We start from the raw sequence: 25,655 nt of genomic DNA, 5'->3' as shown, positions 1-25,655 counted from the left end.
GCGAAAGGCCCGGAGCGGTAAGTTCACTCCGGGCTTCCACACCCGAGCGGTGCCCCTCGGGCGAGAGGCACCACTCGGGTGTTCACTGATTCCGCTCGGGCGAGGAGCGCCACTCGGGTGTTCACTGATTCCGCTCGGGCGAGCGCCGCCGGCGCTCCCCAGGGGTGCGGCTCCACCCGAGCGAGTGTGATCAGCGCTGCTCGGGCGGGCGCTTCCCCATGTTCCGGCGCAGTTGCTCCAGCTCCGCCTCCAGACCGGCGATCCGGGTGTTCGCCCCGGGCCCCGGAGCCCCCTGCTGGGGCTGAGGCGGGCCGTACGGCGACTGCGTGCGGACCGCCCGGGTCTCCGGCCCAGCCGGGAGCGGGTAGGGCTGCCGCTGCTGGTACTGCTGCTGTGGCGCCCCGTACGGCTGCCCCTGCTGGCCGTACTGTGGCTGGCCGTACTGTGGCTGGCTCCCCTGCAACTGCGCCGGGTAGCCGGGCTGCGCCCCGTAGGGAGCGGGCGGGAAGGAGGCAGGCCCCTTGGCGCGGCGCTTTCCCCTGGCGACCGCGACGATCGTGCCGATCACGAACGCGGCGACCAGGCCGCCGCCGCCCCAGAGCAGCCACGGCAGGATCGGGGTGCCGCTCTCGTCCTTGCCCGCGGTGATGGCCTGCTGGGAGTCGCTGATGTATTTGGCGACGTACGGGTGGTTCGGCTGCAGCGCCTGCACCTCGCGGAACCTGGGCAGCGCGTCGGAGTATCTGTTCTGGAAGAACAGGTCGAGCGCCTCGTTGTAGGCCTTCGTCGTCGACGACTCGGCCGGCTTGATGTTCTTCTCGTTCAGCTTCTCCTTGACGATGCTGACCGGCAGCACGAAGCTCTCACCCTCGGTGGAGCCGCCGTCCTGCTGGATCAGACCGCCGACCAGGATGCCGATGACCTTGCCGTCCTTGCTGAACACCGGACCGCCGGAGTTGCCCGGGTAGGAGGGTGCCTGGGTCTGGATGTACGGCACCCCCTCGGGGGTCTGGCGGCTGGCGTTGTAGGGGCCCTCGGTGAACGCCGGGTCGAGCTTGGACTCAAGGTTGAAGATCGAGGTCTGCGTCACGGTGCCGGGGAACCCGCTGATGTAAAGGGTGTCGCCGACACGCACGTCCGAGTCCTCGCCCAGCGGCACGGTCGGCAGGTTGCTCTGCCCGTTGGCCTTGAGGATCGCGACGTCCTTGCCCGGGTAGACCGTGCCCTTGGCGACCAGCTCGATCGGCACCGTCTTGGTGGTCTTGTCGACGCCGCCGCCCGGCAGGCTCTGCAGCAGCGAGAGCGAGCTCTGGACATTACGGATCTTGATGTTCTCCGCGTTCCAGATCTGGAAGATCTTCGCCGCGTTCCGGAGGATCTCCTCGTCGGAGGCGATGTCGCCGAGGCTGGCGACCAGGTCGGCGGCGTCCTTCTCATTGATCTTCGTGAGCGCCTGTGCCGCGAAGGTCTGGGCCAGCTCGGCGTCCTCCTGGCCGACGCAGTGCGCCGCGGTCACCATGTAACCGTCCGGCGTGACCCACCAGCCGGTGCACAGCCCGCCCGCCGTCGCCTCGACGACCCGTTCCTGCCCGCCGGGCGAGAAGTAGCGGCCCGGATTCTTGGCCATCTGCTGCACGACCCAGCGGTAGATGCTGTTCTCGTCAGAGGAGATCTTGCCGCTCTGTACGGCGTTGATCCCCTGCTGCGTCAGGGTCCTGATCGCCTCCAGGTTCGCCTCGGGCGTCGGCACGGCCACGTCCGCCGTGTAGGACACCGAGGTCAACTGGACGGACGGGTGCGTCCTGGCCGCCAGCCACGTCCCGACGGGGACATCGACCTCTTTGGGTTTGGCCATCGCTGTACCCGGCAGTGCCAGCGTGCTCGCCAGTACCAGGCCCGCGACGGCGCTGATTCTTCCCCACATCTGCGTACTCTCCCCAAAACTTGCTTCCCGAGGCGAGAGCATGACGGGGGACACTTGGGGAGGACTTGGAAGCGACTGGTAGGCCGCCGGGAACACCCGACGACCTGCCCGATCTTCCCGGCGATCAAGTGGCAGGACGGCCCGGCACCGGTACGCGATCAAGGTACGGGCGAGTATATGCCCACAACGCCGAGCGCCGAATCCGCGTGCGGCGCGCGCCCGGAGATCGCCCCGGGATCTCACCCGACGCCCGGCCCGCGCCCTTGATCCGCACCCCTGGCCCGCGCCCCTGGCCCGCGCCCCTGATCCGTGCCCCTGATCCGTGACGAGGTCGCGTAGGCGGCGGTGAGCCTGGCGCCGTCCACCTCGGTGCGGGGGCCGGTCCAGGTGACGCACGACCCCCCGGTCGCCGCTGCGGCTCAGCCGCGACCCGCGCCGACGAGTTCCCTGCTCGGCTCCTCGGGCTCCTCGGTCTCCTCGTCCTCCTCCTGGCCCTCGATGGAGAGGTTGGGCAGGAGACGGTCCAGCCAGGCGGGGCACCACCAGTTGAACCTGCCGAGCAGGACCATGGTCGCCGGGACCAGCAGGCCCCTGATGATCGTGGCGTCCACCGCGATGGCCACCGCCAGGCCGACACCGAAGATCTTTACCATCGGGTCGGGGTAGGCGATGAACGCGACGAAGACCGAGACCATGATCAGGGCGGCGGAGGTGATGACCCGGCCGGTCGATCCCAGCCCCTCGGCCACCGCCCTGCGGTTGTCACCGTGCCTCAGGTACGCCTGCCGCACCGCGGTGAGCAGGAAGACCTCGTAGTCCATCGACAGGCCGAACAGGATCGCGAACAGCATCAGCGGGATGTAGCTGTCGATCGGCACCGTGAAGAAGATCGTGCTCAGATAGGAGGCGTCCACGTTGACCGGCGGGTCCATGCCGACCAGACCACTGCCAAGGCCCAGGGAGAAGACCAGCGAGAGCGCGCCGAACGCGGCCCCGAGCGAGATCAGGTTCATCACCGCGGCCTTGATCGCGACGACCGGCGAACGGAACGCCAGAAGCAGCAGCAGTGCGCTCAGCAGGACCACGACGCCGACGACCAGCGGGGTACGTGCGGCGATCTTGGAGTTGGCGTCGGCCATGCCCGCGACCTCACCGCCCACGTGGACCTTGGCCCCCTCGATCTCGAGCGCGCGTACCGCCTTGACCACCTCCAGCGCCCGGGGGTCGCTGGGGGCGTAGTCGGGGATCGCCTGGACCAGGGCCGCCGTGCCGCGCTCGTTGAGAACCGGGTCGCCGACGTGGGCCACCCCTTCGACGTCCGCGACGCGCTCCTTCAGGTTCCGCAATATGGCCGGGGCGGGCTTCCGGTCGACGACCGGGGTCTCCAGATCCGCCACCACGACGAGCGGGCCGTTCATGCCGGGTCCGAACCCGGCCTGCAGCAGTTCGTAGGAGCGCCGCGCGTCGGTGCCGCGGTCGCCGTAGCCGTTGTCGAGCGTGCCCAGCTTGAGTCCCAGGGCGGGGGCGGTGAGCGCGCCCAGGAGCACAAGGCTGAGCGCGAGCACGCTCCATGGACGCCTGGCCACCCAGTTGCCCAGCGAGGCCCAGCCGGAGGAGCCGCGGCTGCCTCGGCGCCCCACGAACGGCAGGCGGAACGCGTTGACCCGATGTCCGAGCATGCCGAGCAGCGCGGGAACCAGCGTGACGGCGGTGAGCACCGCGCAGACCACCGAGATGCCGGTGATCCAGCCGAGCGTCTGCAGCATGGGGAAGTCGGCGAGCAGGAGCGCGCTGAGCGCGATGATCACCGTGCCGCCGGCGAACACCACCGCGCCGCCGGAGCCGGCGACCATCCGGCGGACCGCCTCGTGGACGGGCACGCCGTCGGCCAGCAGCTTGCGGTACCTGCTGAGCAGGAAGAGCGCGTAGTCGATGCCGACGCCGAGACCGATCATCGTCGCCAGGATCGGCGCCTGCTTGGGCACGTCCACCAGGTGGCCGAGCAGGCCGATCGTGCCGAGCCCGGTCGCGATACTGACCAGTGCGACGAAGATCGGAATCATCGCGGCGACCAGGGTGCCGAACGCGAACAGCAGGACCAGCAGCGCGCAGATCACTCCGATGATCTCGCTCGTCCCGGTCTTGATCTCTTTGTTCGCCGGGCTCGACGAGCCGGCGGGCACGACCTCCAGGCCCGCCGCCCGCGCGGGCTCGGCCGCCTCGACGAGGAGCTTGGCGGTCTCGACCGTCTTGGTGGTGTCGTGCCCCTCAAGCTTGACCGCGATGAAACCGACCTCCAGACTGGGCGCGAGCCCGCCCGTCCGGGAGGGAGGGGTCACCTCCACCACGTGCGGGACCTTGCGGATCTGCTCCGCGGCACGTTTCACCGCGCTCTTCCTCGGCTCGGTGATGAGGGAGCCGGCGGGAGAGTAAAGGACGAGCTGGACCGCACCACCCATTTTGTAACCGGGGCCGAAACCGTCCTGCAGCAGGTCCATCGCCCGCTGGGCGTCGGTGCCGGGGAGGCTGGTGTCGTTGGTGGCCGGTCCGGGGAACAGCACCGAGCCCGCCGTCAGCAGTGCCGCGACGACCACCCACAGTGCCAGCACCGCCCTGCCGTGCCGAGCGCACCAGCTCCCCAGCCGCCCCAGCAAACCAGACATTCGGTGACCGCCCTATTAAAATCTGAGGTGTGTTCGAAACACCGTACTGTACGGTCGTACAGACCCTACGGTATGAGAGTAGGCCCGCAAATTGGGAAATACTCTCACTAGCGTGGGAATGAGACGATGACCACACTTGAGCACGGACACGATACGCGCGATCGGATCCTCGACGCCGCCCGCCGGCTGTTCGCCGAACGCGGTTACGCGGCGACCTCACTGGCCGACATCGCCTCGGAGGTCGGCCTGACGAAGACCGCCGTCGCCTACCACTTCCACCCCAAGGACCGGCTGGCCACCGAACTGATCGCGCCCGCCGCCGAGGACGTCATAGCCCTGTTCGAGGGCGACTTCGACAGCGAGCGGGCCTTCGTCGAGGCCCTGGTGACCTTCGTGGTCAGGCACCGGGCGATCATCCGGTTGATCATGGAGGACATCAGCGGCGCCGACAACGCGCCCCCCGGCTCCCCCGGCGAGATCATCCGCGCCTTCCGCGACGAGATCTACCACCGTCTGGCCGGCCCCGACCCCGACCCCGCCCGCCGGGTCCGGGCCTGGGCCCTGCTGGGGTCGCTCCAGTACGCGGTGGTCAAGACGATCGACCTACCCCAGGAGGACGTCAGGAGGACCCTCCTGACCACCGCCCTGGCCTCCATCTGACCGCTTTCCCGCCCGCCCCCCATCAGCGCCACGCCCGAGTTCCCGGCACACCCTTCCCCGCTTCCCTCGCGGGCGGCTCCCCTGGCCTCCGCCGGATCTCCTCGTCCCTTCCTGCCCTCCACGAGCACCACGCCCGAGTTCCCGGTCCGCCGCCGCACCGGATGCCCGAACGGGCCTGTCATCCCGAGGGAGCCGCCTCCCCGGGAACGGGATCCGGCGGGTCGGAAGGATCGGTAGGCGCGATGGTCTCGCCCGGCCCCTGGCTCGGCCCCGGCCCCGGCCCGCTCTGGCCCCCCACACCGACCGTGATCACGACCGTCGCCCCTGGCCGGGCGCAGGTGCCGGGCGCCACGCTCTGCGCCAGCACAACGCCGTCCTGAGCCTCGTTGGTGACCAGCCGCGCCCGTGTCCGTACGGCGAAACCCGCCCCGCCGAGCGTGTTCGAGGCATCGGCCGCGCTCTGGCCGGTGATCGACGGCACCGGAACGCCGTGCCTGGAGATGACGAGCGCCACCGCGCTGCCCGGCGAGACGCGGCTGCCCGCGCCCGGGGTGCTCGCCAGCACCCGCCCGGCCGGCTGGTCCGAGCAGCGCGTGCTCACCCCTCCGGCGACCAGCCCCGCCTGGGCAAGCGCCGCCCGGGCAGCACTCCTGGCGAGGCCGACCAGCTTGGGCACCTGGAACCCCGCGGAGACCTCCAGAGCGACCCTGCCCTTCTTCGGCAGCGTGGTCCCCGCCACCGGGCTGCTCGCGAGCACCTCCCCGACCGGCCGGTCGGAGTCGACCGCTCGGACGGTCCCGGTGGCCAGCCCGGCCTGTTTGATCAGACGCGCCGCTCCGGAACGATCCAGCCCGACGAGCGCCGGCACGACGGTCGTGGCCGCGGGTGGCGGCAGCGGGGAGGATCTGACGCCCTCCGCGCGCGGAGGTTTGGCCGGGGTCGTCGGCAGGGGGCTGACCGGCGGGCTCGTCCTGCTCGCCTGCGGCTCCGTCTCGACCTGGGGACTGGTCTCCACCACCGGAACAGCCGACGGCGGTGCCCCCGCACTTCCGGGGGCGACACCGCTCAGTGCCGGGACCAGCACCCCCACCAGCACGGCGGCGCTCACCAGCAGCGCCCCGGAGACCGCCACCGATGCCCTGGTGGCCGCCCGCCCCGGGTGAGTGCGGGGCTCGTCGAAGTCCTCGCCTTCGGTGAGGGACCCGCGCCCACCGGACCTCGCCCACCGGGCGGACCCGGACGTGCCCGACCTCCCCGCCAGGCCCGACACGCCAGAGGAACCTGCCGTACCCGAGGAATCGGAAGGACCGGACACGCCGGATGGCCCCGAGACGTCAGGCTCGCCGGAGTCGGCCCGCAGGGCGAGACCGCCGGGTACCGGAGGGGTCCGGGAGTCGAGCACCGACCTGTGCCCGTCGTTGCCGAGCAGCGCGAGCATCAACTCCCGGCTGCTGGGGCGGTTACGGGGATTCTTGTCCAGGCAGTCGACCACCAGCGCGCCGAGCAGCCCGTCGAGACGACCCAGCTGCGGAGCGGCGGTGAGAATCCGGTTCAGGACCGCCGCGATCGAGTCCTGGCCGAAGGGCGCCTGGGCGTTGGCGGCGAAACATATCGTGGCGCCCCAGGCGAAGACGTCGGCCGCCGGGTTGATCTCGGCGCCCTCCACCTGCTCGGGCGCCATGTAGGCCGGGGTGCCCGCGCCGCGCCCACTCTGGGTGGCCGCCGCGTCCAGGGCCCTGGCCAGCCCGAAGTCGATGACCCTCGGCCCGTCGGGGCCGATCAGCACGTTCTGCGGCTTGAAGTCGCGGTGCACGATCCCGGCACGGTGGATGGCCGCGAGCGCGGTGGCCGTGCCGATGGCCAGGCGCTCCAACCTGCCTCCCTCGTAGGGCCCGCTGACCGCGACCTCGCGGTGGAGCGACGGGCCGTCGACGTACTCGCTGACGATGTAGGGCCGGTCGCCGTCCAGCCCGGCGTCGATCACCTGGGCCGTGCAGAACCGGGCCACCTGCTTGGCCAGCTCGACCTCGCGCAGGAAGACCTCCGGGTCCTCCCCCACCGAACCGTGCAGAAGCTTGACCGCGTAGGGCTCTGATCCGGTGTCGGGGCGCACCCCGACATAGACCACCCCCTGGCCTCCCTCTCCGAGACGCCCGATGATCTCGTACTCACCGAGCCCCGCCGGATCCCCCGTCTTGAGCGGCTGCGCATACGGCACGCGAGCCTCCCCTCGCCGCCACCCTTCTCACTCAAGAAGAAGCATCGCCGACAGTCAACGGGGAGGAAGGTCTTGTCACCCTCACCGTGACACTCATGTGATGCTCAGGTCAGGGCAAGACCCAACACACCGTACGAATCGCCGACGCCCGGTCAGCGCAGATAGGTCGCGTACTCGTCGAGAAGGGGGAGTACCCGGTCGGCGCCGGCGCTGGGGAGGCTGAGTACGACCTCCTCGATGCCCAGTTCGAGGTAGTAGTCGAGTTTCTCCGCGTTGGGGAGCGTCCCGAAGGGGATGACCTTGGCCATCTCACGTCCGACCGGGCGGATCCGTTTGGCAAACCAAGCGATTGCTTGATTATCATTCCTGGGTAGCTTGCTCACGTCACCGAAGACGAGGCGTTCACCGGGCGCGGCCGAGCACCACGTCCGGCGGGTCGAGCCGGTAGCCTGGCCGGGTGCTCGAAAAGATCAAAGCCACCCGTTACGTGACGCCCCTGCGGGAGGGCGGCTCGCTCCCCGGGGTCATGGAGGCGGACGACCTCGGCACATACGTCGTGAAGTTCCGCGGCGCGGGACAGGGCCGCCGGGTCCTGGTGGCGGAGATCGTGTCCGCCGGGCTGGCCCGGCGTCTCGGCTTCCGCACGCCCGAGCTGAAGGTGATCGACGTCGATCCGCAGCTCGGCGCCCGCGAGCCCGACGAGGAGATCCAGGACCTGCTCAAGGCCAGCGAGGGCAACAACCTGGCCGTCGACTTCCTGCCGGGCGCGCTGGGCTTCGAACCGCTGGCCTGGCCTCCCACCGCTGATTTCGCCTCCCGGCTGCTCTGGTTCGACGCGCTGATCCACAACGTCGACCGGAGCTGGCGCAACCCGAACCTGCTCCTGTGGCACGGCGACACCTGGCTGATCGACCACGGCGCCGCGCTCTGGTTCCACCACAACTGGCCCTCGGCCGACCCGCTGCGCGGCTTCGACGCACGCGACCACGTGCTGGCCCCCTTCGCCACCCGGATGGCCGAGGCCGACGCCGAGTTCAGCGAGAAGATCACCAGGGACCTGCTCGACGGGGTGGTGGACGAGGTCCCCGACGAGTGGCTGGAAGACGAGCCGGGGTTCGACGGGGCGCAGGCCGTGCGGCAGGCATACGTCGAGCACCTGCTGACCCGGGCCCAGGGCCCGCGCACCTGGCTGCCGGCTCCCTCGGCCGCCTCCGGCCAGGACTCGGCGGCTCAGCAGGGAAAGCCCGGCTCGGTGGGCGCGTTCTGGAAGGACACCCGGTGATGGACGTCTACGAGTACGCGATCATCCGAGTCATCCCCCGGGTGGAGCGCGGCGAGCTGATCAACGCCGGCGTGCTGCTCTACTGCCAGCCGCGCGGTTACCTGTGTGCCCACGTGGAGCTGGACGAGGCACGCCTGAGCGCCCTCGACTCCCAGGTGGACCTCGACGGCGTACGGCACGCGCTCGACGTCTACCGGCGCTCCTGCGTCGGCGAGGGACCGCTGACCGAGGAGCCGCTGGGCAACCGGTTCCGCTGGCTGACCGCGCCGCGCAGCACGATCGTGCAGACGGGCCCGGTCCACGCCGGTCTCACCGCCGACCCGGAGGCGGAGCTGGAACACCTCGTGACCCGCCTGGTCCGCGTCCTCTAGGGCTCCGGGTCGGGGCGGAGCTCAGAAGAGCACGGACATGAAGGTGCCGACCTCGACGAAGCCGGCCCTGCGGTAGGCGGCCCTGGCCGGGGCGTTGTAGTCGTTGACGTACAGCGAGACCAGCGGCGCGAAGTAGTCGAGCGCGTGCTTGACCACCGCGGCCATCCCCGACACCGCGTGGCCGCGGCCGCGCAGGTCGGGGTGGACCCAGACGCCCTGGATCTGGCAGGCGTGCGGCGTCACCGCGCCGATCTCGGCTTTGAAGACGACCCTGCCGCCCTCGATGCGGGCATACGACCTGCCGATCCTGATCAGCTCGGCGACCCGGGAGCGGTAGAGGGCTCCCCCGTCCCCCAGTTCGGGGGAGACACCCACCTCCTCGGTGAACATCGCCACGCAGGCCGGCAGCAGGACGTCGAACTCGTCGGGCCGGACGCGGCGCACCAGCGGGTCGGCCGGGAGGGGCGACGGCTCAGCGGTCACCATGAGCGGCTGCGCCCAGCGGATCGCGCGGGCGCCCCCCCAGTACGGTTCCAGCCGTTCCCAGAGCACCTCGACCGCGTCGGCAGGGCCGACGATCGAGGAGCAGCGGCGGCCCTGCTTGCGCGCGCGCTCGGCGAAGGCGTGGACGGCGTCCGTGCCGGCGTTGACCGGAACCAGATTCGCCCCGGCGTAACAGAGGGAGGTCAGACCACCGCGCGGCCCGAACCCCCACATCTGGCCACCGAGTCTGGCCGGATTGAGCCCAACCGAACGGACCCTGGAGGCGACGAAAACGTTACCGACGGGGTCGATGTCGAGAAGCGCCAGGACCTCGTCTCGATCGTTGTCGTCGAGCACGCGCGACGCCGTTGTGCGCAGCATCACGTGCTCAGCCTACGCGACCCCCTCGATTTTGGCAGGAACCAACACAGAGCATCTCATCTACCTGCTGGATCGACTCTCCTCACCGTGTGCCCGGCGGGCACGTGGACGGACGCGGGTGCGATCACCGGCACCGGCACCGGCCTGCCGGGGCAGCGGGCGTCCGGGGTGCCGGAGTCCTGCCGTGCTCTACCGGGCAGAGTGCCGTCCCTCAGGTAGGCGACCAGGCGGCGGTCGACGCAGGCGTTCCCGTTGAACGAGATCCCGTGGTTACCGCTGGACACGGCCAGCAGCCGGGAGCCCTGGAACAGGGTGCGCATCCGCAGCGCCCCGGCGTACGGGGTGGCGGCGTCGCGCTCGCCCTGGATCAGCATGACCGGCGGCAGCCTGGTGCTGTCGTGCACCCGCACGGGGGTGCCTCCCTGCACGGGCCAGAACGCGCACGGCGCGTTGTACCAGGCGTTGGGCCAGGTGAGGAAGGGCGCCCTGACGTTGGCGCTGGTCATGTCCGTCCGCCAGCGTGCCCAGTCGCGCGGCCAGGCGGCGTCGCGGCACTGCACCGCGAGGTAGACGGCGTAGCTGTTCTCATCCTTGGCGTCGTTCTCCGCGTGCTTGCGATACGCGCTGAGCAGGGGTGCCGTCTCCCCCTTCTTGACGTAGGCGGAGAAGGCCTTGGCCAGCTGCGGCCAGACGGCGTCGGAGTAGCCACCGACGGTGTAGACGTCGTCGAGTTCGCTGGGGCCGACCACTCCCGCCGCGGGGCGGCTGCCCAACCGGGCACGCATGGCGTCCCAGGCGAAGGAGACGGCCTTCTCGGTGGCGCCCAGCCGGTAGACCGGATTGTGGCGGGCGGTCCATTTCAGGAATTCCCGGTGCCTGCTCTGGAAGGCGATGCTCTGGCTGAGGTTCGAGCGGTACCAGACGCCGCGCGGATCCACCACGCTGTCCAGGACGAGCCGGCTGAGCCGGCCGGGGAAGAGCGTCGCGTAGACCGCGCCGAGGTAGGTCCCATACGAGTAGCCCAGGAAGCTGATCTTCGATTCGCCGAGCGCCGCTCTGATCGAGTCCATGTCCCTGGCGGAGTTCTCCGTGGTCATGTGGGGCAGCATCCAGCCCCACCGTTCGCCACACGCCTGGGCGTACTCGCGGGCCCGGTCGATGAGCACGCTCTCGTCGCGCCTGGTGCCCGGCACCTGGTCGGGGCGGGGCGCCTTGTAATACTCCGCGGGATCGACGCAGCTCAGCGCGGGCTCGCTGGCCCCCACCCCGCGCGGGTCGAAGCCGATCACGTCGAACCGGTCGGCCAGGCCGCCGGGAAGCCCCGCCACGACGCCCTTGACCAGTTCACGGCCGGACGCCCCGGGACCGCCCGGATTGACCAGCAGCGAGCCGAGACGGTCATGGGTGGCCCGCCCCCTGATCCGATTCAGGGCGATGTTGATGGTCTGGTATGGGTTGTTGTAGTCAAGCGGCACCCTCAGCGTGGCGCACTCCACCCGGCTGTCCGCCCGCTGCGCGGGGACCGGCGGCACCACCCCGGGCACCGAGATCCCGCCGCCCTCGCAGGGCCCCCAGAGCAGCCCCTCCCTCTCCTGGGCCACCGCCCCCTGCGGCATTCCCACCGCGGCTGCCAGCATCGCGATGCTCGCGGCAATCCCGCCGACCCTCTTCTTCACTGTGCGATCCCCCTACTCGTACGGCAGAGGCGATGGTCTCCCGGGGGCGGCGTGATCCACCCGGGACACAACCGGATATCTAGCAAAGTGTAGTCAAGTGATTGCCAAGTGTAACGATCCTGGGTCGGGAGCGCTGCCGGACAGGGCGACAGAAGAGCACAAACGACCACAGATGCCGATAAAGGCCGAAAAAGACGGAAAGGAGCGATACCGCGCCACCCGCCGAAGGAACACCCCGCGACAGGTACGCCCGATCCCCGCCACCGCGGGATCCGCCGGGAAGGACCTAGCGACGTTCCTCACCGGAAGTACAGATCCACCTCGGTCCTGGCATCAGGAAGGCAGGCCCGACAATCTCGGTTTCCCCGCAGCGCGTTCGCAACCTCTGCTGAGGAACGGAACACTAGCCGACGACGACCTGGGGACCCGTGGTGTCGTCGTCGAGATCGATCTCCACGCCCATCTCCTCGGCGAGGCGCAGGGCCTCCTCGATCAGGGTCTCCACGATCTGCGACTCGGGGACGGTCTTGATGACCTCGCCCTTGACGAAGATCTGGCCCTTGCCGTTGCCGGAGGCGACACCGAGGTCGGCCTCGCGTGCCTCACCCGGGCCGTTGACGACGCACCCCATCACCGCGACGCGCAGCGGGACCTTCAGCCCCTCCAGCCCCGCCTGGACCTGCTCGGCCAGGGTGTAGACGTCGACCTGGGCGCGCCCGCAGGAGGGGCAGGAGACGATCTCCAGACCGCGCTCGCGCAGGTTGAGCGACTCCAGGATCTGGTTGCCGACCTTGACCTCCTCGACCGGCGGGGCGGACAACGACACCCGGATGGTGTCGCCGATCCCCTCGGCGAGCAGCGCCCCGAAGGCGACAGCGGACTTGATCGTGCCCTGGAAGGCCGGGCCCGCCTCGGTGACGCCGAGGTGAAGCGGGTAGTCACACCTGGCGGCGAGCAGGCGGTATGCCTGGACCATCACGACCGGGTCGTTGTGCTTGACGGAGATCTTGATGTCGCGGAAGCCGTGCTCCTCGAAGAGCGAGCACTCCCAGAGCGCCGACTCCACCAGCGCCTCGGGGGTGGCCTTTCCGTACTTCTGGAGCAGACGGGGGTCGAGCGAGCCGGCGTTGACGCCGATCCTGATCGGCACGCCCCGGTCGGCGGCGGCCCGCGCGATCTCACCGACCTTGTCGTCGAACTTCTTGATGTTGCCGGGGTTGACCCGGACCGCCGCGCAGCCCGCCTCGATCGCGGCGAAGACGTACTTCGGCTGGAAATGGATGTCGGCGATCACCGGGATCTGCGACTTCCTGGCGATGATCGGCAGCGCGTCGGCGTCGTCCTGCGAGGGGACGGCGACCCGGACGATCTGGCAGCCCGAGGCGGTCAGCTCGGCGATCTGCTGGAGCGTCGCGTTGACGTCGGCGGTGACCGTGGTGGTCATCGACTGGACGGAGACCGGCGCGTCCCCGCCCACCGGGACGGAACCGACCATGATCTGACGAGATATGCGCCGCTCGGCGATCGGCCTGGTCCTTACGGACGGGATTCCGAGAGCAACAGAAGTCATTTTCAGCCCTTGAAGAGTCGACGACGCTCACCAGTCTAGGCAGTCCCAGTGAGCTCCCGTGCCCGTATGCGTGCCCAGGAGTCGGCATTCAGCACCTCGGCCACCGAGTCGGCCTCGGTGACACTGTGCTCGGAGACTACCGAGGCCACGGTATCGACGATGCCGAGGAACGGCAGGCGACCGGCCAGAAAGGCCTCGACGCAGACCTCGTTGGCGGCGTTGTAGACGGCCGGTGCCGTGCCGCCGGCCGCGCCGACGTGGCGGGCCAGCGCGACGGCGGGGAAGGCCCCGTCGTCGAGCGGCTCGAACGTCCAGGTGTGTGCGGTGGTCCAGTCGACCCCGGGTGCGGCGTCGGCGACCCGCTCGGGCCAGCCGAGGGCCAGCGCGATGGGCAGGCGCATGTCGGGCGGGCTGGCCTGGGCGATGGTCGAGCCGTCGACGAACTCGACCATCGAGTGGATGACCGACTGCGGGTGGACGACGACGTCGATGCGCTCGAAGCCGATGTCGAAGAGCAGGTGCGCCTCGATGACCTCCAGGCCCTTGTTGACGAGCGTGGCGGAGTTCACCGTGATCATCGGCCCCATCGACCAGGTGGGGTGGGCGAGGGCCTGCTCGGGAGTCACCTCCGCGAGATCCGCGCGCGACCTGCCGCGGAAGGGCCCGCCGCTCGCGGTGACGACCAGGCGGCGCACGGCGGAGGCGTCGGGGCCCGTGGGACCCGCCGCCCACAGGCACTGGGCCAGCGCGGCGTGCTCGGAGTCGACCGGGATCAACTGGCCGGGCTTGGCCAGGCGCTTGACCAGCGGCCCTCCGACGATCAGTGACTCCTTGTTGGCGAGCGCGAGCACCCGGCCGGCCTCCAGCGCGGCCAGCGTGGAGGTCAGTCCCAGCGCGCCGGTGATGCCGTTGAGCACGACGTCGGCGGGCCAGGAGGCGGCCTCGGCCACCCCTTCCCGACCGGCCAGCACCTGCGCGTCCACCCTGCGCGCGGCCAGGGCCTCGCGCAGTTCCGGCACCGCGTCGGGGTCCGCGACGGCGACCACATCGGGCCTGAACTCGGCCGCCTGCCCGGCCAGCAGGTCGATCCGGCCACCGTAGGCGGCCAGCGCCGCCACCCGGAACCGGCCGGGGTTGCGGGCGATGACGTCGAGGGACTGGGTCCCGATGGACCCGGTCGAGCCGAGCAGGACGACGGAGCGGACGGTGTCTGGCTGCACCGTCCCATTCTCCCGGCTCGGGCCGCGCTGTCGAATCGGCCACATCCACACGGAAATCTGTTAGGCGTGAAACACACGATAAAAAGCGATATTTAAGTCCAAATTTAGTCATATCAATAGTCGCAAACCTTGAGAAATGCGTATGTACGGCGCACTAGCTTCCCGGAACAGCAACGGGCCTCGGGAGGTACATATGCGACGCACAACACGGCTCATCCCTATTCTCACCGCCGTCGCGGGAAGCACCCTGCTCACCGCGACGATCGCGCACGGCGCCACGGGCACGGGCGCCACGGGCACAGGCACGGCGGGCACGGGCACGGATGGGGGCGGGGGTGTCACCGCGGCGCGGGCCGTTCCCCATCCGGTCGAGAAGGAGGCGGCCGACACCAAGGCGGAGCAGCGAACCGTCCAGCGCTACTGGACGGAGGCGAAGATGGAGGCGGCACAACCACTCGCCACCCTCATCCCGAAGAAGGACGGCGCCCGCCTCACCGCGGCGGCGATCATGGCACAGGCCGCGGCCGATCCCGTCTCCGTCCCCGCGACCGTGCCGAACGGCGACACCGTCACGGCCACCGAAATGGCCGACAGGGGCTCGGCGGCCGTCCGCGCCTCCACCGGCGCGCCGTGGACCCGCGGCGGGGCGATCGCCAAGACCGCCGGCCGGGTGTTCTTCACCTACCAGGGCCGCAACGCCTCGTGCTCGGCGAACGCGGTGACGAGCGAGAACAGGAGCACCGTGATCACCGCGGGGCACTGCGTGCGGATGGGCGGGGCCTTCCACAGCAACTGGGTGTTCGTACCGGGATACGAGAACGGCAACCGGCCCTACGGCACGTGGGTGGCGACCACGCTCTACACCACCCCGCAGTGGAACAACACCGAGGACATCAACTACGACGTGGCCTCGGCCGTGCTGGCCCCGCTGAACGGCAGATCGCTGACCGACGTGGTCGGCGGCCAGGGCGTCTCCTTCAACCAGTCGCGCCGGGCGCAGATGCACTCCTTCGGCTACCCGGCGGCCGGTCCTTACGACGGTTCCAAGCTGGTCTACTGCGCCGGACGAGCCTTCGACGACTTCCTGATGTCCCGCGACATCGGACTGAACTGCAACATGACCGGCGGGTCGAGTGGCGGCCCCTGGTTCCTCGGCTTCAACGAGAGCACCGGCCTGGGCACCCTGAACTCGGTGAACAGCTTCAAGTACGACTTCGCGTCCGGCTGGATGTTCGGCCCGTATTTCGGCACCGACGCGCAGGCCGTCTACGAGGCCGCCCAGACAACCGGCGCCCCCTGAGATTCACCGAGCACCCGACGGACCCGAATGCCCTAAAAGTAATCACAGAGATACTCTCCGTAGTGCAAACTCGGGTCTCATGACCTCAAGCCTCCCCCTGCTTGCGGCCGCCCCGCTCGTCGCCGGGCTGCTGAGCGCCCCGACGACCGGCGTGACGGCCACCTGGCAGACGGCCGCCGAGCCCGGGCGGCGGGCCGTGAACATCCCCGTCCACCCTCTCACCGCGAAAGTCGCGGCGTCCGGCATGCCGGACGTCGTCGAGCACAGGACCGCTCCCACCGCGTCGGAGCGGAAGCGCGTGCTCGGCTACTGGACCCCCCGCCGGATGGCCTCGGCGCTCCCGGTCGACCGGCTCTCGAAGGCCACCGGGTTCCTCGGACGCCTCTTCGCCCGGGCCGGCCGGGGGGGCACCCCCCACCGGAGCCCGAACGGCGCCGCCGCACGCACCTCCGGCGCCCGCTGGACCTCCGGCGGGATGGTCGAACGCACCACGGGGCGGGTGTTCCTGACCATCAAGGGCAGCGACTTCGTGTGCTCGGCGAGTTCGGTCAGGAGTGCCAACAGGGATCTGGTCGTGACCGCCGGTCACTGTGTCAAGGACGGTGCCGGCGCCTGGGCCGACAACTGGACCTTCGTCCCCGGCTACTCCCAGGGCCGTCGCCCGTACGGGCAGTACACCGCGCGCCGCATGTTCGTCGCGGGTCCCTGGTCGCGCGGCGGGGACGACAGCCACGACATCGGCATGGTGGCGGTCAACACCGATGACGGCAAGCACCTCGGCGACGCCGTCGGTGGTCAACAGATCGCTTTCGGCACCCCCAGAGGGCACCTCACCAGCGGTTTCGGCTTCCCCGCCGACTCGCCCTACGACGGTGAACACCTGGTCTACTGCGCGGACACGCTCCGCGACGACCCGAACGGGCAGACCGGCGACCAGGGGATGCGCTGCGACATGACCGCCGGATCCAGCGGGGGCCCGTGGCTGAGCGGCTTCGACGCCTCCACCGGCCGCGGCACGATCGTCTCGGTCAGCAGTTTCAAGTACAGCGACGACCACCGCACCATGTACGGCCCCTACTTCGGCGACTCGGCCAAGGATCTCTATACCGTGGCCGGAACGTCGTGACACCGGCAGGAGCAGGGCCCGCGTCCCCGGTGGGAGGAGCGCGGGCACGCGGGGCGAGATGATCGCCGGGCTCACAGAACCGGGCTCATTGAGCCGGGCTCACAGGGTCAGGCCGGTGAGGACCATGACCTTCTCGTAGGTGAGGTCGGCGATGGCCGAGCGGATGCCCTCGCGGCCGACGCCCGAGTCCTTGACCCCGCCGTAGGGCATCTGGTCGGCACGGTACGACGGCACGTCACCGATGATCACTCCACCGACCTCAAGCTCCCGGTTGGCCCGGAAGGCGGCATCGAGACTGCGGGTGAACACCCCGGCCTGCAGGCCGTACTTGGAGTCGTTGACCGCGGCGAACGCCTCGTCCACTCCGGACACCGTCTGGACGATCATCACGGGGCCGAAGACCTCCTCACAGGAGACCTTGGCGTCGGCGGGCACGTCGGCGAGAACCGTCGGCGCGACGGTCGCGCCGTCGCGGGTGCCGCCGGTCAGCAGACGGGCGCCGGCCGCGACGGCCTCGTCGACCCACTGTTCCACGCGTTCCGCGGCCTCGACGGACACCAGCGGGCCCACCTGCGTCTTCTCGTCGGCGGGGTCACCGACGACCAGGGCCTCGACGGCCGGGAGGAGCCTGGCCACGAAGTCGTCGTGCACCGACGCCTCGACGATCACCCTCTGGACGGCGATGCAGCTCTGACCGGCCTGGTAGTTGGAGAACAGGGCGATCCGCGAGGCGGCCCAGTCGAGGTCGGCGCCGGCGAGCACGACCGCGGCGGCGTTGCCGCCGAGTTCCAGGGTCACGTGCTTGCGCGGGACCTGCTCCAGGATCGCGTACCCCACGGGGGCCGATCCCGTGAAGGAGACGACAGGCAGGCGCGGGTCCTCCACCAGCCCTCCGGCGCGGTCGTTGGGCACCGGGAGCACCGAGAACATCCCCTGCGGCAGGTCGGTCTCGGCCAGGATCTCGCCCAGGACCAGCGCGGAGACCGGCGTCGCCGGGGCGGGCTTGACGACGATCGGGGCACCGGCCGCGATCGCCGGGGCCACCTTGTGCGCCACCAGGTTGAGCGGGAAGTTGAACGGGGTGATGCCCAGGACCGGGCCGTGCGGGACACGCGAGATGTAGGCGAGGCGGCCCGCGGAGGCGGCCTCGGTGTCCAGGCGCATGGTCTCGCCGCTGAGGCGGCGGGTCTCCTCGGCCGCGAACCTGAAGGTGGAGATCGCCCGACCGACCTCGCCGCGGGCCCAGAAGATCGGCTTGCCGTTCTCCTCGCTGATGAGACGGGCGATCTCGTCGGCGCGCTCGGCCAGGCGGCGCGAGACGTGCGCGAGGGCATCGGCGCGCACGTGGATCGGGAGCGCGGCCGCCTCCTTCCGCACGGCCGCCGCGGCGGCTACGGCCTCCTCGACCTGGTCGGCGGTCGGCACGGAGCAGACGGCGACGACTCGGCCGTCATGCGGGTTGGTCACGGTGAGCTCGGCGTCACCCGTGGCGGGGCGTCCGGCGAGCCAGAAGGGGCGCACGTCCATACCTCGACGCTATGTCACCGGCGCGGGCACGGCCTTACTCCACTCCGCACAAGAGCCCCGCACCGGTACACCTTTCCGGCCAATAGTTCATCTAGTTCATCCACCCCGGCCCTGCACCAAAAAGAGGGGCATTTGAGGATATTCCTTACATGCCGCCGGTTTAGATGATCTTCGCCGTGGCTAAGTCACCGGATGGACACTCAGAGCGGAAGGGCGTGGGCGCATGACCTCCTCGGCGCCGCGCGGCCTTCAGGGCGCCTATCTCCTCGGTGAACGGGCCTCCCACGACGAACTGCGTGCGAAACTGCTCGACGTCGCCAGCCAGTTGCTGGTCACCATCGGCCCGGAGAGCCTGTCGATGCGCCGCATCGCCACCGAGGCGGAATGCTCGACGACGGTCATCTACACCATGTTCGGCAGCAAGGAGGGCCTGGCCGAGGCTCTTTACCTGGAAGGCTTCGAGCGCTTCCGGCGGCGCCTGGAGGCCGTGTCACCGCGCAAGGACGCCCTGGAGCACCTCATCGCACTCGGCCCCGTCTACCGGGAGGCCGCGCTGGACGAGCCCGGCTACTACGCCCTGATGTTCGAGCGCGCGATCCCCGGCTTCGTACCGAGCGAACGGGCCAGGACCCTGGCCCGCGCGGCACTGAACATCGTCGACCGAGTGATCTCCGACTGCATCTCGGCCGGATACATCGTCCCCACCCAGCCCAGGAAGATCGCTGACGCCGTGTGGGCCGCCGCCCAGGGCGCGATCAGCCTGGAACGTGCCGGACACCTGCGCGACAGCAGCACCTACGACACGGTCACCTACGCCGTCCTCTCCCGCTACCTGGTCACCGACCCCTGCCGGAAGTGACCGGCTCACCGGGTGGGCCCGTCACCCGGCGACGGCCAGGGCGATCCAGAGTTCGGCGCGGGCCGCCGGGTCGTCGAGATCACGGCCGACGAGTTCGGCGACCCGGCGCATGCGGTAGCGCAGGGTGTGCCGGTGCACCCCGAGCCGCTGCGCCGCCGCGTCCCAGTGGCCGTTGCAGTCCAGGTAGACCCGCAGGGACTCCAGCAGGTCGGCGCGCGAGCCGTACTTTCTGAGCGGGGCGAGCAGAGCCGAGGAGAACGCCGCCGCCGCGCCGGAGTCGAGCAGGGCGAGCAGTCCCTGGCCCGCCAGGTCGGCGAAGCGCATCACCGGCACCGCGCCGCGCCTGGCCGCGGCGAGCGCCCGGTCGGCCTGGTCGAGTCCGGTACGTAGATCGTCGAGGCCCACGGAGTCGCCGACCCCGACGGGGCCGTGCTCGCCGAGCGCCGCGGCCACGGCACCGGCCCCCGAGGCCGGGACGAGCAGGACCACCCGGTCACCGTCGGCGGCCGCAAACGCCTCGCCCGCGGTCTCCAGCACGGCCTCCGGCTCACCGGCGCAGGCGAGGACCACCAGGGGGCCTGCGGGAAGCCGCTCCCCCAGCCGCTCCAGCGTCTCGCACCCGGCGTCCGGCTGCCCGGCCACCAGCAGCCGCAGCACCGCCGAGCGGACCCGGCGCTCGGCGGCCAGGTGCTCCCTGCCGTGCTCGACGGCGAGCGTCAGCAGGGATCCGGCGGCGTTGACCACGGTGTGCGCGACCGGGGTGAAAGGCCGGCCGAGGCCGACGGCGAGGAATCCCCTGACGCGGCGGGCCCCGAACGGTTGCACGATGACGTTCTCCTTGGGCGAGGAGAGTGCCACGCTCGCGGGCGCGCCACGGTTGCTGACCTTTCTCAGCCGCTCCAGCTCGGGGCCGAGGCCGTCGGCGGCTCCAGCCGACCCCCTGCCCGCCGCATGCCGCACGCCCCCCGCCTCGTCGAGCAGGATCGCCCAGCCGTCCAGCTCGCGGGCCAGCCGGTCGATCACCGCGCGAGGCCCCTCGGGGCGCAGGGCGGCGCGGGTGAGGCGGCCCTGGGCGGCGAAGGCGCGGCTGAGCTCGTCGTACTGCTCCGCGGCGAGCAACTCGCTGACCGCCTTGCCGATGGCGACGAACGGGGTGTCGCGCGGCACCTCAAGCAGCGGCAGCCCCGCCCGCGTGGCAGCCTCCACCAGTTCCCCGGGGATCGTCTCGTGCCCGAGCCCGACACCGAATCCGAGGCCGGCGACCTCCCTGCCGACCAGGCGCTCGACGTAAGGCCCGGCGTTGCCCGCGTCCAGGCGCATGCCCGTGGTGAGGACCAGCTCCCCACCTTCAAGAAAGGGGGTGGGATCCTCCAGCTCGCTGACCGCCACCCATCGCACCGGCCGGTCGAGCGCGTCCCCTCCGGCGAGCACGCCGAGCCCGAGCGGCGGTCGTCGTACGACGGTGCGCAGCGTCGGCGCCACACCCACCCCCATTTTGTACGTTACGTCCAGTGTCCCCCATCAATTTTGCCATAGTGCATCATCGGCACACCGACATCCGCGACATACCTTCACATCATGAGCACCGTCACCGAGGGCGGCCCCTCGCTTCCGCAGGAACGCCGCATCGTCACCGAGATCCCCGGCCCGAAGTCCCGTGAGCTGTTCGCACGTAAGCAGGCCTCGGTACCACCGGGTATCGGCACCACGCTGCCCGTCTTCGTGACGCATGCCGGAGGCGGTGTCGTCGTCGACGCCGACGGCAACTCCCTGATCGACTTCGGTTCCGGCATCGCGGTGACCAGCGTCGGCAACGCCGCCCCGCGCGTCGTCGAGCGGGTGCGCAAGCAGGTCGCCGACTTCACGCACACCTGCTTCATGGTCACACCGTACGAGTCGTACGTGCAGGTCGCCGAGAAGCTCAACGAGATCACCCCGGGCGACCACGAGAAGCGCACCTTCCTGCTCAACAGCGGCGCCGAGGCCGTGGAGAACGCGGTCAAGGTCGCCCGCCAGGCCACCGGCCGCCAGGCGGTCGTCGTCTTCGACCACGGCTACCACGGCCGGACCCTGCTGACGATGACGCTGACCGCCAAGAACATGCCGTACAAGCACGGCTTCGGCCCGTTCGCCCCCGAGGTCTACCGGATGCCGCTGGCCTACCCGTTCCGCTGGCCCACCGGCCCGGAGAACTGCGCCGAGGAGGCCGCCGCCCAGGCGATCGACCAGATCGCCAAGCAGATCGGCGCGGAGAACGTCGCCGCCGTGGTGATCGAGCCGATCGCGGGCGAGGGCGGCTTCATCGAGCCCGCCAAGGGCTTCCTGCCGAAGATCGCGGAGTTCTGCCGGGAGAACGGCATCGTCTTCATCGCCGACGAGGTCCAGACCGGCTTCTCCCGCACCGGCGACCTGTTCGCCTGCGAGGACGAGGGCATCGTGCCCGACATCATCGTCACCGCCAAGGGCATCGCGGGCGGCCTCCCGCTGTCCGCGGTCACCGGCCGGGCCGACCTCCTGGACAGGGTTCACGTGGGCGGGCTGGGCGGCACCTACGGTGGCAACCCGCTCGCCTGCGAGGCGGCGCTGGGCGTGCTGGAGACCATCGAGGCCGACGACCTGACCGGAAAGGCCCGCCGCATCGGCGAGACCATGCTCCCCCGGCTGCGCGCCATGGCGGAGCGGAACCCGATGATCGGTGACGTACGCGGCCGGGGGGCCATGATCGCCATCGAACTGGTGGTCCCCGGCACCAAGGACCCGCACCCCACGGCGGCGGGCGAGATCGCCAGGAGGTGCCACGCCGAGGGCCTGCTCGTGCTGACCGCGGGCACCTACGGCAACGTGCTGCGCTTCCTGCCACCGCTGGTCATCCCCGACCACCTGCTGGAGGAAGGCCTCACGATCCTGGAGAAGGCCATAAGCGAGGTCTGACGGTTTAGACCCCACCAAATAGGGCACCCGGCTTGATGCTGAGTGCCCTATTTGCCGTTATACGGCCTGCATGTAGGCCGTGATTTAACCACCGCTTGACACCTACCACAGCGATCACGGGCCGTGACCGCGTTATAACGGTTCCGATATGAAAGTGCGCGATCACGACAGGGAACGTGTCGACATCCTCCCCACGGCCGAGCCGCGGGAGAGAACCAGGGGTCTCCACGCTGGAGGGATTTAAGATGAGTTGGCGGCCGGCTGGCACGGCACACGTCACGATGACCTTCGATCCCGAGGGACTGACCCGCCCCCAGTGCGAGGGCGACGCCTGCGTGGCCTGTCACAAGAAGTGGCCCCGCCCGCGCATCAGGATCGGCCGCCTTCCCGATGGCAACGCCCTCTTCGCCTGCCCCGAGTGCGCCGAGGCACTGCTGCCGCAGCAGGACGACACCCACTCCCTCCCCCGGCGCGTGGCCTTCTCCTAGGGCTCCGCCCGGCCGGAACAGCCGGCACAGCCGGAACGGCGACGGCCAGGAAGGGGACGCCTCACTCTCCCGGCTCGTCCCTCGCGGCCTGTCGGGGCGCAGCCGGAACGGTGGTCAGAAGGGGACCCGGTGCGTCAGGCCGACAGGAGAGCGGGGGTGGCCTGGTCGCGCATGCCCCACGGAGAGCCGTAGGCATTGAGCAGTTCCAGGAAGGGCACCGCGTCGAACGCCTCGGGGCCGAGCACCCCGGTGCCCGACCAGGCGCCGGTGGCCAGCAACTCCAGGGCGACCACCGGGTGCACCGCCGTCTGCCAGACCACGGCCTGGCAGCCGTACTCCCGCATCGACCACTCGTTGTCGACCACGTGGTAGAGGTAGACCTCGCGCGGCTCCCCGTCCTTGCCCACGCCCTTCACCCAGGTCCCGGCGCAGGTCTTGCCCCGCATCCGGTCACCGAGCGTGGCCGGGTCGGGGAGGCTGGCCGCGACCACGTCGCGCGGTGAGGTCTCGACCCCGCCTACCTTGATCTTGCCCACCCGATCCAGGCCCAGCTTGTGCAGGGTCTTCAGGACTCCGATGAACTCCTCGCCGAGACCGTACTTGAACGTCACCCGCCTGGCGTCGATGTAGCGCGGCACGAGGAGCACCTCCTCGTGCTCGACGTTGACGCACTCGACGGGCCCGATCCCCTCGGGGAAGTCGAACACCTCGGGCTCGCTGAACGGCTCGGTGGTGTGCCAGTCGCCGTCCTCCCAGATCACCGGCGGATTGAGGCACTCCTCGATGGTCGTCCAGATGGAGAAGGTCGGCGCGAAATCATAGCCCTCGACCACCAGGTTGGAGCCGTCGCGGACACCGATCTCCTCGATGCTCTCGAAGAGGTGCTCGGCGGCGTAGCGCGCGAACACGTCGGCCAGCCCCGGTTCCACCCCCATGCCGACCAGCGCCAGCCCGCCCCGCTCCCGCCATGCCTCGCCGAGGGCGAACTGCTCGTCGCCGAGCTTCACACCGGTCAGCTCGTACGGTCTGCGGGGATGGGGGCGCGACAGCGACATCGCCATGTCGAGGTAGCGGGCTCCGGCGTTGAGCGCCGCCTCGAACAGGGACATGGTGAAGCGGGGGTCCACCGCGTTGAAAAGCACATCGCAGCGGTGCTCGGCGAGGGCGGCCTCGACCGCCGCCCGGTCGGAGGCGTCCAGCTCGATGGCGCTGAAACGCGGATCCGCGATCCTGGCCACGACGGCGGCGGCCCGGTTCTGTTGAGAGTCGGCGACCACGATGTGTTCGAAGAAATCTCGGCGTGCGGCGATCGGGACGACGGCGGAGCCGACGCCGCCCGCTCCAACAAGAAGGATTCTCATGGCGGCTAGCCTACCCACTGACTGGTCGACCAGTCGACATTAAGAGCATGATTTTCCCACCGAATCCATCGCCAAAGACGATCAAAACAACGAAAATCGAAGCCCGTTACCGGAAATGCAGACATAGCAGATCGGGCCGGCCCGCACATCGCGTTCCGCCCCCGACGGCCGTGCGTGGCCTCAGCCGGAGATCTCGGTCTTTCCGGGCTCTGCGGACGTCAGGAGCTTCTTCCAGCGTTCCGCCCAGTCGGCGTAGTCGGTGCACTCCCCGCCCAGGCCGCCGCAGTCCCTCGCCGGGCGAGCGGCGAAGAGGACGTCGCGCAGCCGGCGGTTGTCACGCACCTGGTAGACCTCGCACATCCGGCGACCGCGCCCGTCGCACGCCTCCGGGTTGGCCGGGGCGAGACCGGTCCAGGCCGCGGCGGGGCGCTGTGCCCGCGCCGAGCTCATCCAGCTCAGCCACCGGTAGGCGCAGTTCGGGCTGGCGGGCCTGGCCGCGAGCATCCACGAATCGACCCACCCCGTCGCCGGGACCCCCTTCAACGCCTTCATCGGCCGGCCCGCGCGCCGGAAGAGGTCCAGGTGGTAGGGCAGGACCTGGGCGATCCGCACCTGCTCCGCCGACAGTGCCCTGACCAGGTCGAGCGAGCCGTCCCAGTAAACCCGGTCGGGCCCTTCGCCCTCGGCGAGAAGCCTCACCGCGGCGTCGAGCTGGGCGGGGGTGAGCTGGAACGGATCCTTGATCTTCAGCTGGGGGCGCGTCTCCCTGAGGGCGAGCGCGGCGTCGGCGATGCTCAGCGGGCTGTTCCTGATCGCCGCCGAGGCCTTCCCGTACAGGGCCAGGGGCCCCTGCGGGCCGTTCCCCTCGCGGATCACCTGGTTCACCCCCCACAGGTAGGGGATGCCGTAGACCTTGCCGTCCTCGCGCAGGCCGGGCAGCTCGCGCAGGCGCTTGGGGATCCGCCTGTAGTCCGCGACCAGCGCGGTGTCGAGCGGCGCCACCTTCCCCTGCGCCACCAGCAGACCGGCCAGGTCGGGGGCGGCCGAGAGCACGTCATAGCCGCCCCGGGCGAACCTGGCCGCCATCTCCTCGCTGGTGCGGACCCGGTCCAGCTTGACGACGCAGCCGCTCTCCCGCTCGAAGGGCGCCAGCCAGTTGACCCGCGAACTGGCCCCGCCGTACTCGACGTACCCCTGGAACGTGAGCACCTGGAGCACGCCCTCGCCCTTGCCGATGGACGCCGACGGCGCTGGGCTGGAGGTTGCGGCGAAGGTCGCCCTGGACTCGGAGCCCGGCGTCGCGACGGGAGCGGCGGAGGGCGTGCCGGAGGGCGTGGGGCTCCGCACCGGCCGGGTCGCGCTCGCGGCCCCCACCTGGGTCAAGGTTGCGAGCACCAGGCCGCCCGCCCCCAGCAGTGTCCCGAGGCGTGCGCGACGAAACCTGTCCCTGCCCACGAGGCCCACGAGGTTTCCTCCCGACGTCGCCACCGATCTGCCCGGGAGCCTACCGGCCATCCCCGGCCTCCGCGGTCCGTTGGACGTGCGTGACCCGGCCCCCCTGCGGTTCCCGCAGGCCGGGCACGCGCCGGGGCACGTGTGAGGCCCGCGCCCCGGC

At 70.4% G+C, this 25,655-nt stretch carries 20 protein-coding genes; 8 read left to right on the top strand and 12 right to left on the bottom strand.

Annotated elements, in window-relative coordinates:
* Window positions 1–190: 190 nt before the first annotated feature.
* The gene (locus tag OG884_RS25530; protein WP_326636944.1) at window positions 191–1,924 is read right to left on the bottom strand and encodes a serine protease; all 1,734 of its coding nucleotides are present in this window, start codon (window positions 1,922–1,924) and stop codon (window positions 191–193) included.
* 419 nt (window positions 1,925–2,343) lie between these two features.
* Window positions 2,344–4,587 carry an MMPL family transporter gene (locus OG884_RS25525; protein ID WP_326636943.1) on the bottom strand — a complete coding sequence of 748 codons (2,244 nt, stop codon included), beginning with the start codon at window positions 4,585–4,587 and terminating at the stop codon, window positions 2,344–2,346.
* 126 nt (window positions 4,588–4,713) lie between these two features.
* Between OG884_RS25525 and OG884_RS25520 the strand changes: the two genes are divergently transcribed.
* Window positions 4,714–5,247, top strand: coding sequence for a TetR/AcrR family transcriptional regulator (locus OG884_RS25520; protein ID WP_326636941.1), 534 nt, complete (start codon window positions 4,714–4,716; stop codon window positions 5,245–5,247).
* A 178-nt stretch (window positions 5,248–5,425) separates the two neighbouring features.
* On the opposite strand, the gene OG884_RS25515 is transcribed toward OG884_RS25520, so the two are convergent.
* Together OG884_RS25515 and OG884_RS25510 are read right to left on the bottom strand one after the other, a co-directional pair.
* Window positions 5,426–7,465: a protein kinase domain-containing protein gene (locus OG884_RS25515; RefSeq protein WP_326636939.1), complete on the bottom strand. Its 2,040-nt coding sequence runs from the start codon at window positions 7,463–7,465 to the stop codon at window positions 5,426–5,428.
* A 152-nt stretch (window positions 7,466–7,617) separates the two neighbouring features.
* Window positions 7,618–7,773 (bottom strand): hypothetical protein, encoded by a 156-nt coding sequence (locus tag OG884_RS25510; protein WP_326636937.1) that lies wholly within the window; start codon window positions 7,771–7,773, stop codon window positions 7,618–7,620.
* A 149-nt stretch (window positions 7,774–7,922) separates the two neighbouring features.
* Here OG884_RS25510 and OG884_RS25505 point away from each other — a divergent pair, with 149 nt between their 5' ends.
* Both OG884_RS25505 and OG884_RS25500 read left to right on the top strand, forming a co-directional pair.
* A complete protein-coding gene (locus OG884_RS25505) occupies window positions 7,923–8,747 on the top strand; it encodes a HipA family kinase (RefSeq protein WP_326636935.1) in 825 nt (274 codons plus the stop codon).
* On the top strand, window positions 8,747–9,118 hold the full coding sequence (locus tag OG884_RS25500; protein ID WP_326636933.1) for a DUF3037 domain-containing protein: 372 nt from the start codon (window positions 8,747–8,749) through the stop codon (window positions 9,116–9,118). The genes OG884_RS25505 and OG884_RS25500 overlap by 1 nt, the downstream gene beginning before the upstream one ends.
* A gap of 21 nt (window positions 9,119–9,139) precedes the next feature.
* On the opposite strand, the gene OG884_RS25495 is transcribed toward OG884_RS25500, so the two are convergent.
* From OG884_RS25495 to dxr, 4 genes are all read right to left on the bottom strand, one after another.
* Window positions 9,140–9,982 carry a GNAT family N-acetyltransferase gene (locus OG884_RS25495; protein ID WP_326646992.1) on the bottom strand — a complete coding sequence of 281 codons (843 nt, stop codon included), beginning with the start codon at window positions 9,980–9,982 and terminating at the stop codon, window positions 9,140–9,142.
* Between the two features lie 56 nt (window positions 9,983–10,038).
* Window positions 10,039–11,658 carry an alpha/beta hydrolase gene (locus tag OG884_RS25490; protein ID WP_326636931.1) on the bottom strand — a complete coding sequence of 540 codons (1,620 nt, stop codon included), beginning with the start codon at window positions 11,656–11,658 and terminating at the stop codon, window positions 10,039–10,041.
* 403 nt (window positions 11,659–12,061) lie between these two features.
* On the bottom strand, window positions 12,062–13,228 hold the full coding sequence (ispG, locus tag OG884_RS25485) for a flavodoxin-dependent (E)-4-hydroxy-3-methylbut-2-enyl-diphosphate synthase (protein WP_326636929.1): 1,167 nt from the start codon (window positions 13,226–13,228) through the stop codon (window positions 12,062–12,064).
* Window positions 13,229–13,263: 35 nt separating this feature from the next.
* Window positions 13,264–14,448, bottom strand: a complete 1,185-nt coding sequence (gene dxr / locus OG884_RS25480) for a 1-deoxy-D-xylulose-5-phosphate reductoisomerase (protein ID WP_326636927.1) — start codon at window positions 14,446–14,448, stop codon at window positions 13,264–13,266.
* A gap of 193 nt (window positions 14,449–14,641) precedes the next feature.
* On the opposite strand from dxr, the gene OG884_RS25475 reads away from it, so the two are divergent.
* Together OG884_RS25475 and OG884_RS25470 are read left to right on the top strand one after the other, a co-directional pair.
* The gene (locus OG884_RS25475; RefSeq protein ID WP_326636925.1) at window positions 14,642–15,748 is read left to right on the top strand and encodes a trypsin-like serine peptidase; all 1,107 of its coding nucleotides are present in this window, start codon (window positions 14,642–14,644) and stop codon (window positions 15,746–15,748) included.
* 79 nt (window positions 15,749–15,827) lie between these two features.
* A complete protein-coding gene (locus tag OG884_RS25470) occupies window positions 15,828–16,874 on the top strand; it encodes a trypsin-like serine peptidase (RefSeq protein ID WP_326636923.1) in 1,047 nt (348 codons plus the stop codon).
* A 99-nt stretch (window positions 16,875–16,973) separates the two neighbouring features.
* Here OG884_RS25470 and OG884_RS25465 read toward each other — a convergent pair whose 3' ends face one another.
* Window positions 16,974–18,401 carry an aldehyde dehydrogenase family protein gene (locus tag OG884_RS25465; RefSeq protein ID WP_326636921.1) on the bottom strand — a complete coding sequence of 476 codons (1,428 nt, stop codon included), beginning with the start codon at window positions 18,399–18,401 and terminating at the stop codon, window positions 16,974–16,976.
* Window positions 18,402–18,624: 223 nt separating this feature from the next.
* On the opposite strand from OG884_RS25465, the gene OG884_RS25460 reads away from it, so the two are divergent.
* Window positions 18,625–19,260 carry a TetR/AcrR family transcriptional regulator gene (locus OG884_RS25460; protein WP_326636918.1) on the top strand — a complete coding sequence of 212 codons (636 nt, stop codon included), beginning with the start codon at window positions 18,625–18,627 and terminating at the stop codon, window positions 19,258–19,260.
* Between the two features lie 21 nt (window positions 19,261–19,281).
* Here the strand turns inward: OG884_RS25460 and OG884_RS25455 are convergent, their stop codons facing one another.
* Window positions 19,282–20,748: a PucR family transcriptional regulator gene (locus tag OG884_RS25455; RefSeq protein WP_326636916.1), complete on the bottom strand. Its 1,467-nt coding sequence runs from the start codon at window positions 20,746–20,748 to the stop codon at window positions 19,282–19,284.
* A 90-nt stretch (window positions 20,749–20,838) separates the two neighbouring features.
* Between OG884_RS25455 and gabT the strand changes: the two genes are divergently transcribed.
* On the top strand, window positions 20,839–22,191 hold the full coding sequence (gene gabT / locus OG884_RS25450) for a 4-aminobutyrate--2-oxoglutarate transaminase (protein ID WP_326636914.1): 1,353 nt from the start codon (window positions 20,839–20,841) through the stop codon (window positions 22,189–22,191).
* Window positions 22,192–22,436: 245 nt separating this feature from the next.
* On the top strand, window positions 22,437–22,679 hold the full coding sequence (locus tag OG884_RS25445) for a hypothetical protein (RefSeq protein WP_326636912.1): 243 nt from the start codon (window positions 22,437–22,439) through the stop codon (window positions 22,677–22,679).
* Between the two features lie 134 nt (window positions 22,680–22,813).
* Here the strand turns inward: OG884_RS25445 and OG884_RS25440 are convergent, their stop codons facing one another.
* Together OG884_RS25440 and OG884_RS25435 are read right to left on the bottom strand one after the other, a co-directional pair.
* Window positions 22,814–24,040 (bottom strand): saccharopine dehydrogenase family protein, encoded by a 1,227-nt coding sequence (locus OG884_RS25440; protein ID WP_326636910.1) that lies wholly within the window; start codon window positions 24,038–24,040, stop codon window positions 22,814–22,816.
* A 180-nt stretch (window positions 24,041–24,220) separates the two neighbouring features.
* The gene (locus OG884_RS25435) at window positions 24,221–25,555 is read right to left on the bottom strand and encodes an ABC transporter substrate-binding protein (RefSeq protein ID WP_326636908.1); all 1,335 of its coding nucleotides are present in this window, start codon (window positions 25,553–25,555) and stop codon (window positions 24,221–24,223) included.
* Window positions 25,556–25,655: the final 100 nt, after the last annotated feature.

This window comes from Streptosporangium sp. NBC_01755 (assembly GCF_035917995.1).
Classification (GTDB): Bacteria; Actinomycetota; Actinomycetes; order Streptosporangiales; family Streptosporangiaceae; genus Streptosporangium.
The sequence above is the reverse complement of the archived record's forward strand: the minus strand, read 5'-3'. Positions and strand labels throughout refer to the sequence as shown.

Coding starts and splice junctions, on each gene's coding strand:
- OG884_RS25470 (WP_326636923.1), top strand. CDS start 15,828: ATGACCTCAAGCCTCCCCCTGCTTGCGGCCGCCCCGCTCGTCGCCGGG.
- OG884_RS25460 (WP_326636918.1), top strand. CDS start 18,625: ATGACCTCCTCGGCGCCGCGCGGCCTTCAGGGCGCCTATCTCCTCGGT.
- OG884_RS25500 (WP_326636933.1), top strand. CDS start 8,747: ATGGACGTCTACGAGTACGCGATCATCCGAGTCATCCCCCGGGTGGAG.
- OG884_RS25530 (WP_326636944.1), bottom strand. CDS start 1,924: ATGTGGGGAAGAATCAGCGCCGTCGCGGGCCTGGTACTGGCGAGCACG.
- ispG (WP_326636929.1), bottom strand. CDS start 13,228: ATGACTTCTGTTGCTCTCGGAATCCCGTCCGTAAGGACCAGGCCGATC.
- OG884_RS25520 (WP_326636941.1), top strand. CDS start 4,714: ATGACCACACTTGAGCACGGACACGATACGCGCGATCGGATCCTCGAC.
- gabT (WP_326636914.1), top strand. CDS start 20,839: ATGAGCACCGTCACCGAGGGCGGCCCCTCGCTTCCGCAGGAACGCCGC.
- OG884_RS25465 (WP_326636921.1), bottom strand. CDS start 18,401: ATGGACGTGCGCCCCTTCTGGCTCGCCGGACGCCCCGCCACGGGTGAC.
- OG884_RS25495 (WP_326646992.1), bottom strand. CDS start 9,982: ATGCTGCGCACAACGGCGTCGCGCGTGCTCGACGACAACGATCGAGAC.
- OG884_RS25440 (WP_326636910.1), bottom strand. CDS start 24,040: ATGAGAATCCTTCTTGTTGGAGCGGGCGGCGTCGGCTCCGCCGTCGTC.
- OG884_RS25525 (WP_326636943.1), bottom strand. CDS start 4,587: ATGTCTGGTTTGCTGGGGCGGCTGGGGAGCTGGTGCGCTCGGCACGGC.
- OG884_RS25445 (WP_326636912.1), top strand. CDS start 22,437: ATGAGTTGGCGGCCGGCTGGCACGGCACACGTCACGATGACCTTCGAT.
- OG884_RS25510 (WP_326636937.1), bottom strand. CDS start 7,773: ATGGCCAAGGTCATCCCCTTCGGGACGCTCCCCAACGCGGAGAAACTC.
- OG884_RS25475 (WP_326636925.1), top strand. CDS start 14,642: ATGCGACGCACAACACGGCTCATCCCTATTCTCACCGCCGTCGCGGGA.
- OG884_RS25435 (WP_326636908.1), bottom strand. CDS start 25,555: ATGGCCGGTAGGCTCCCGGGCAGATCGGTGGCGACGTCGGGAGGAAAC.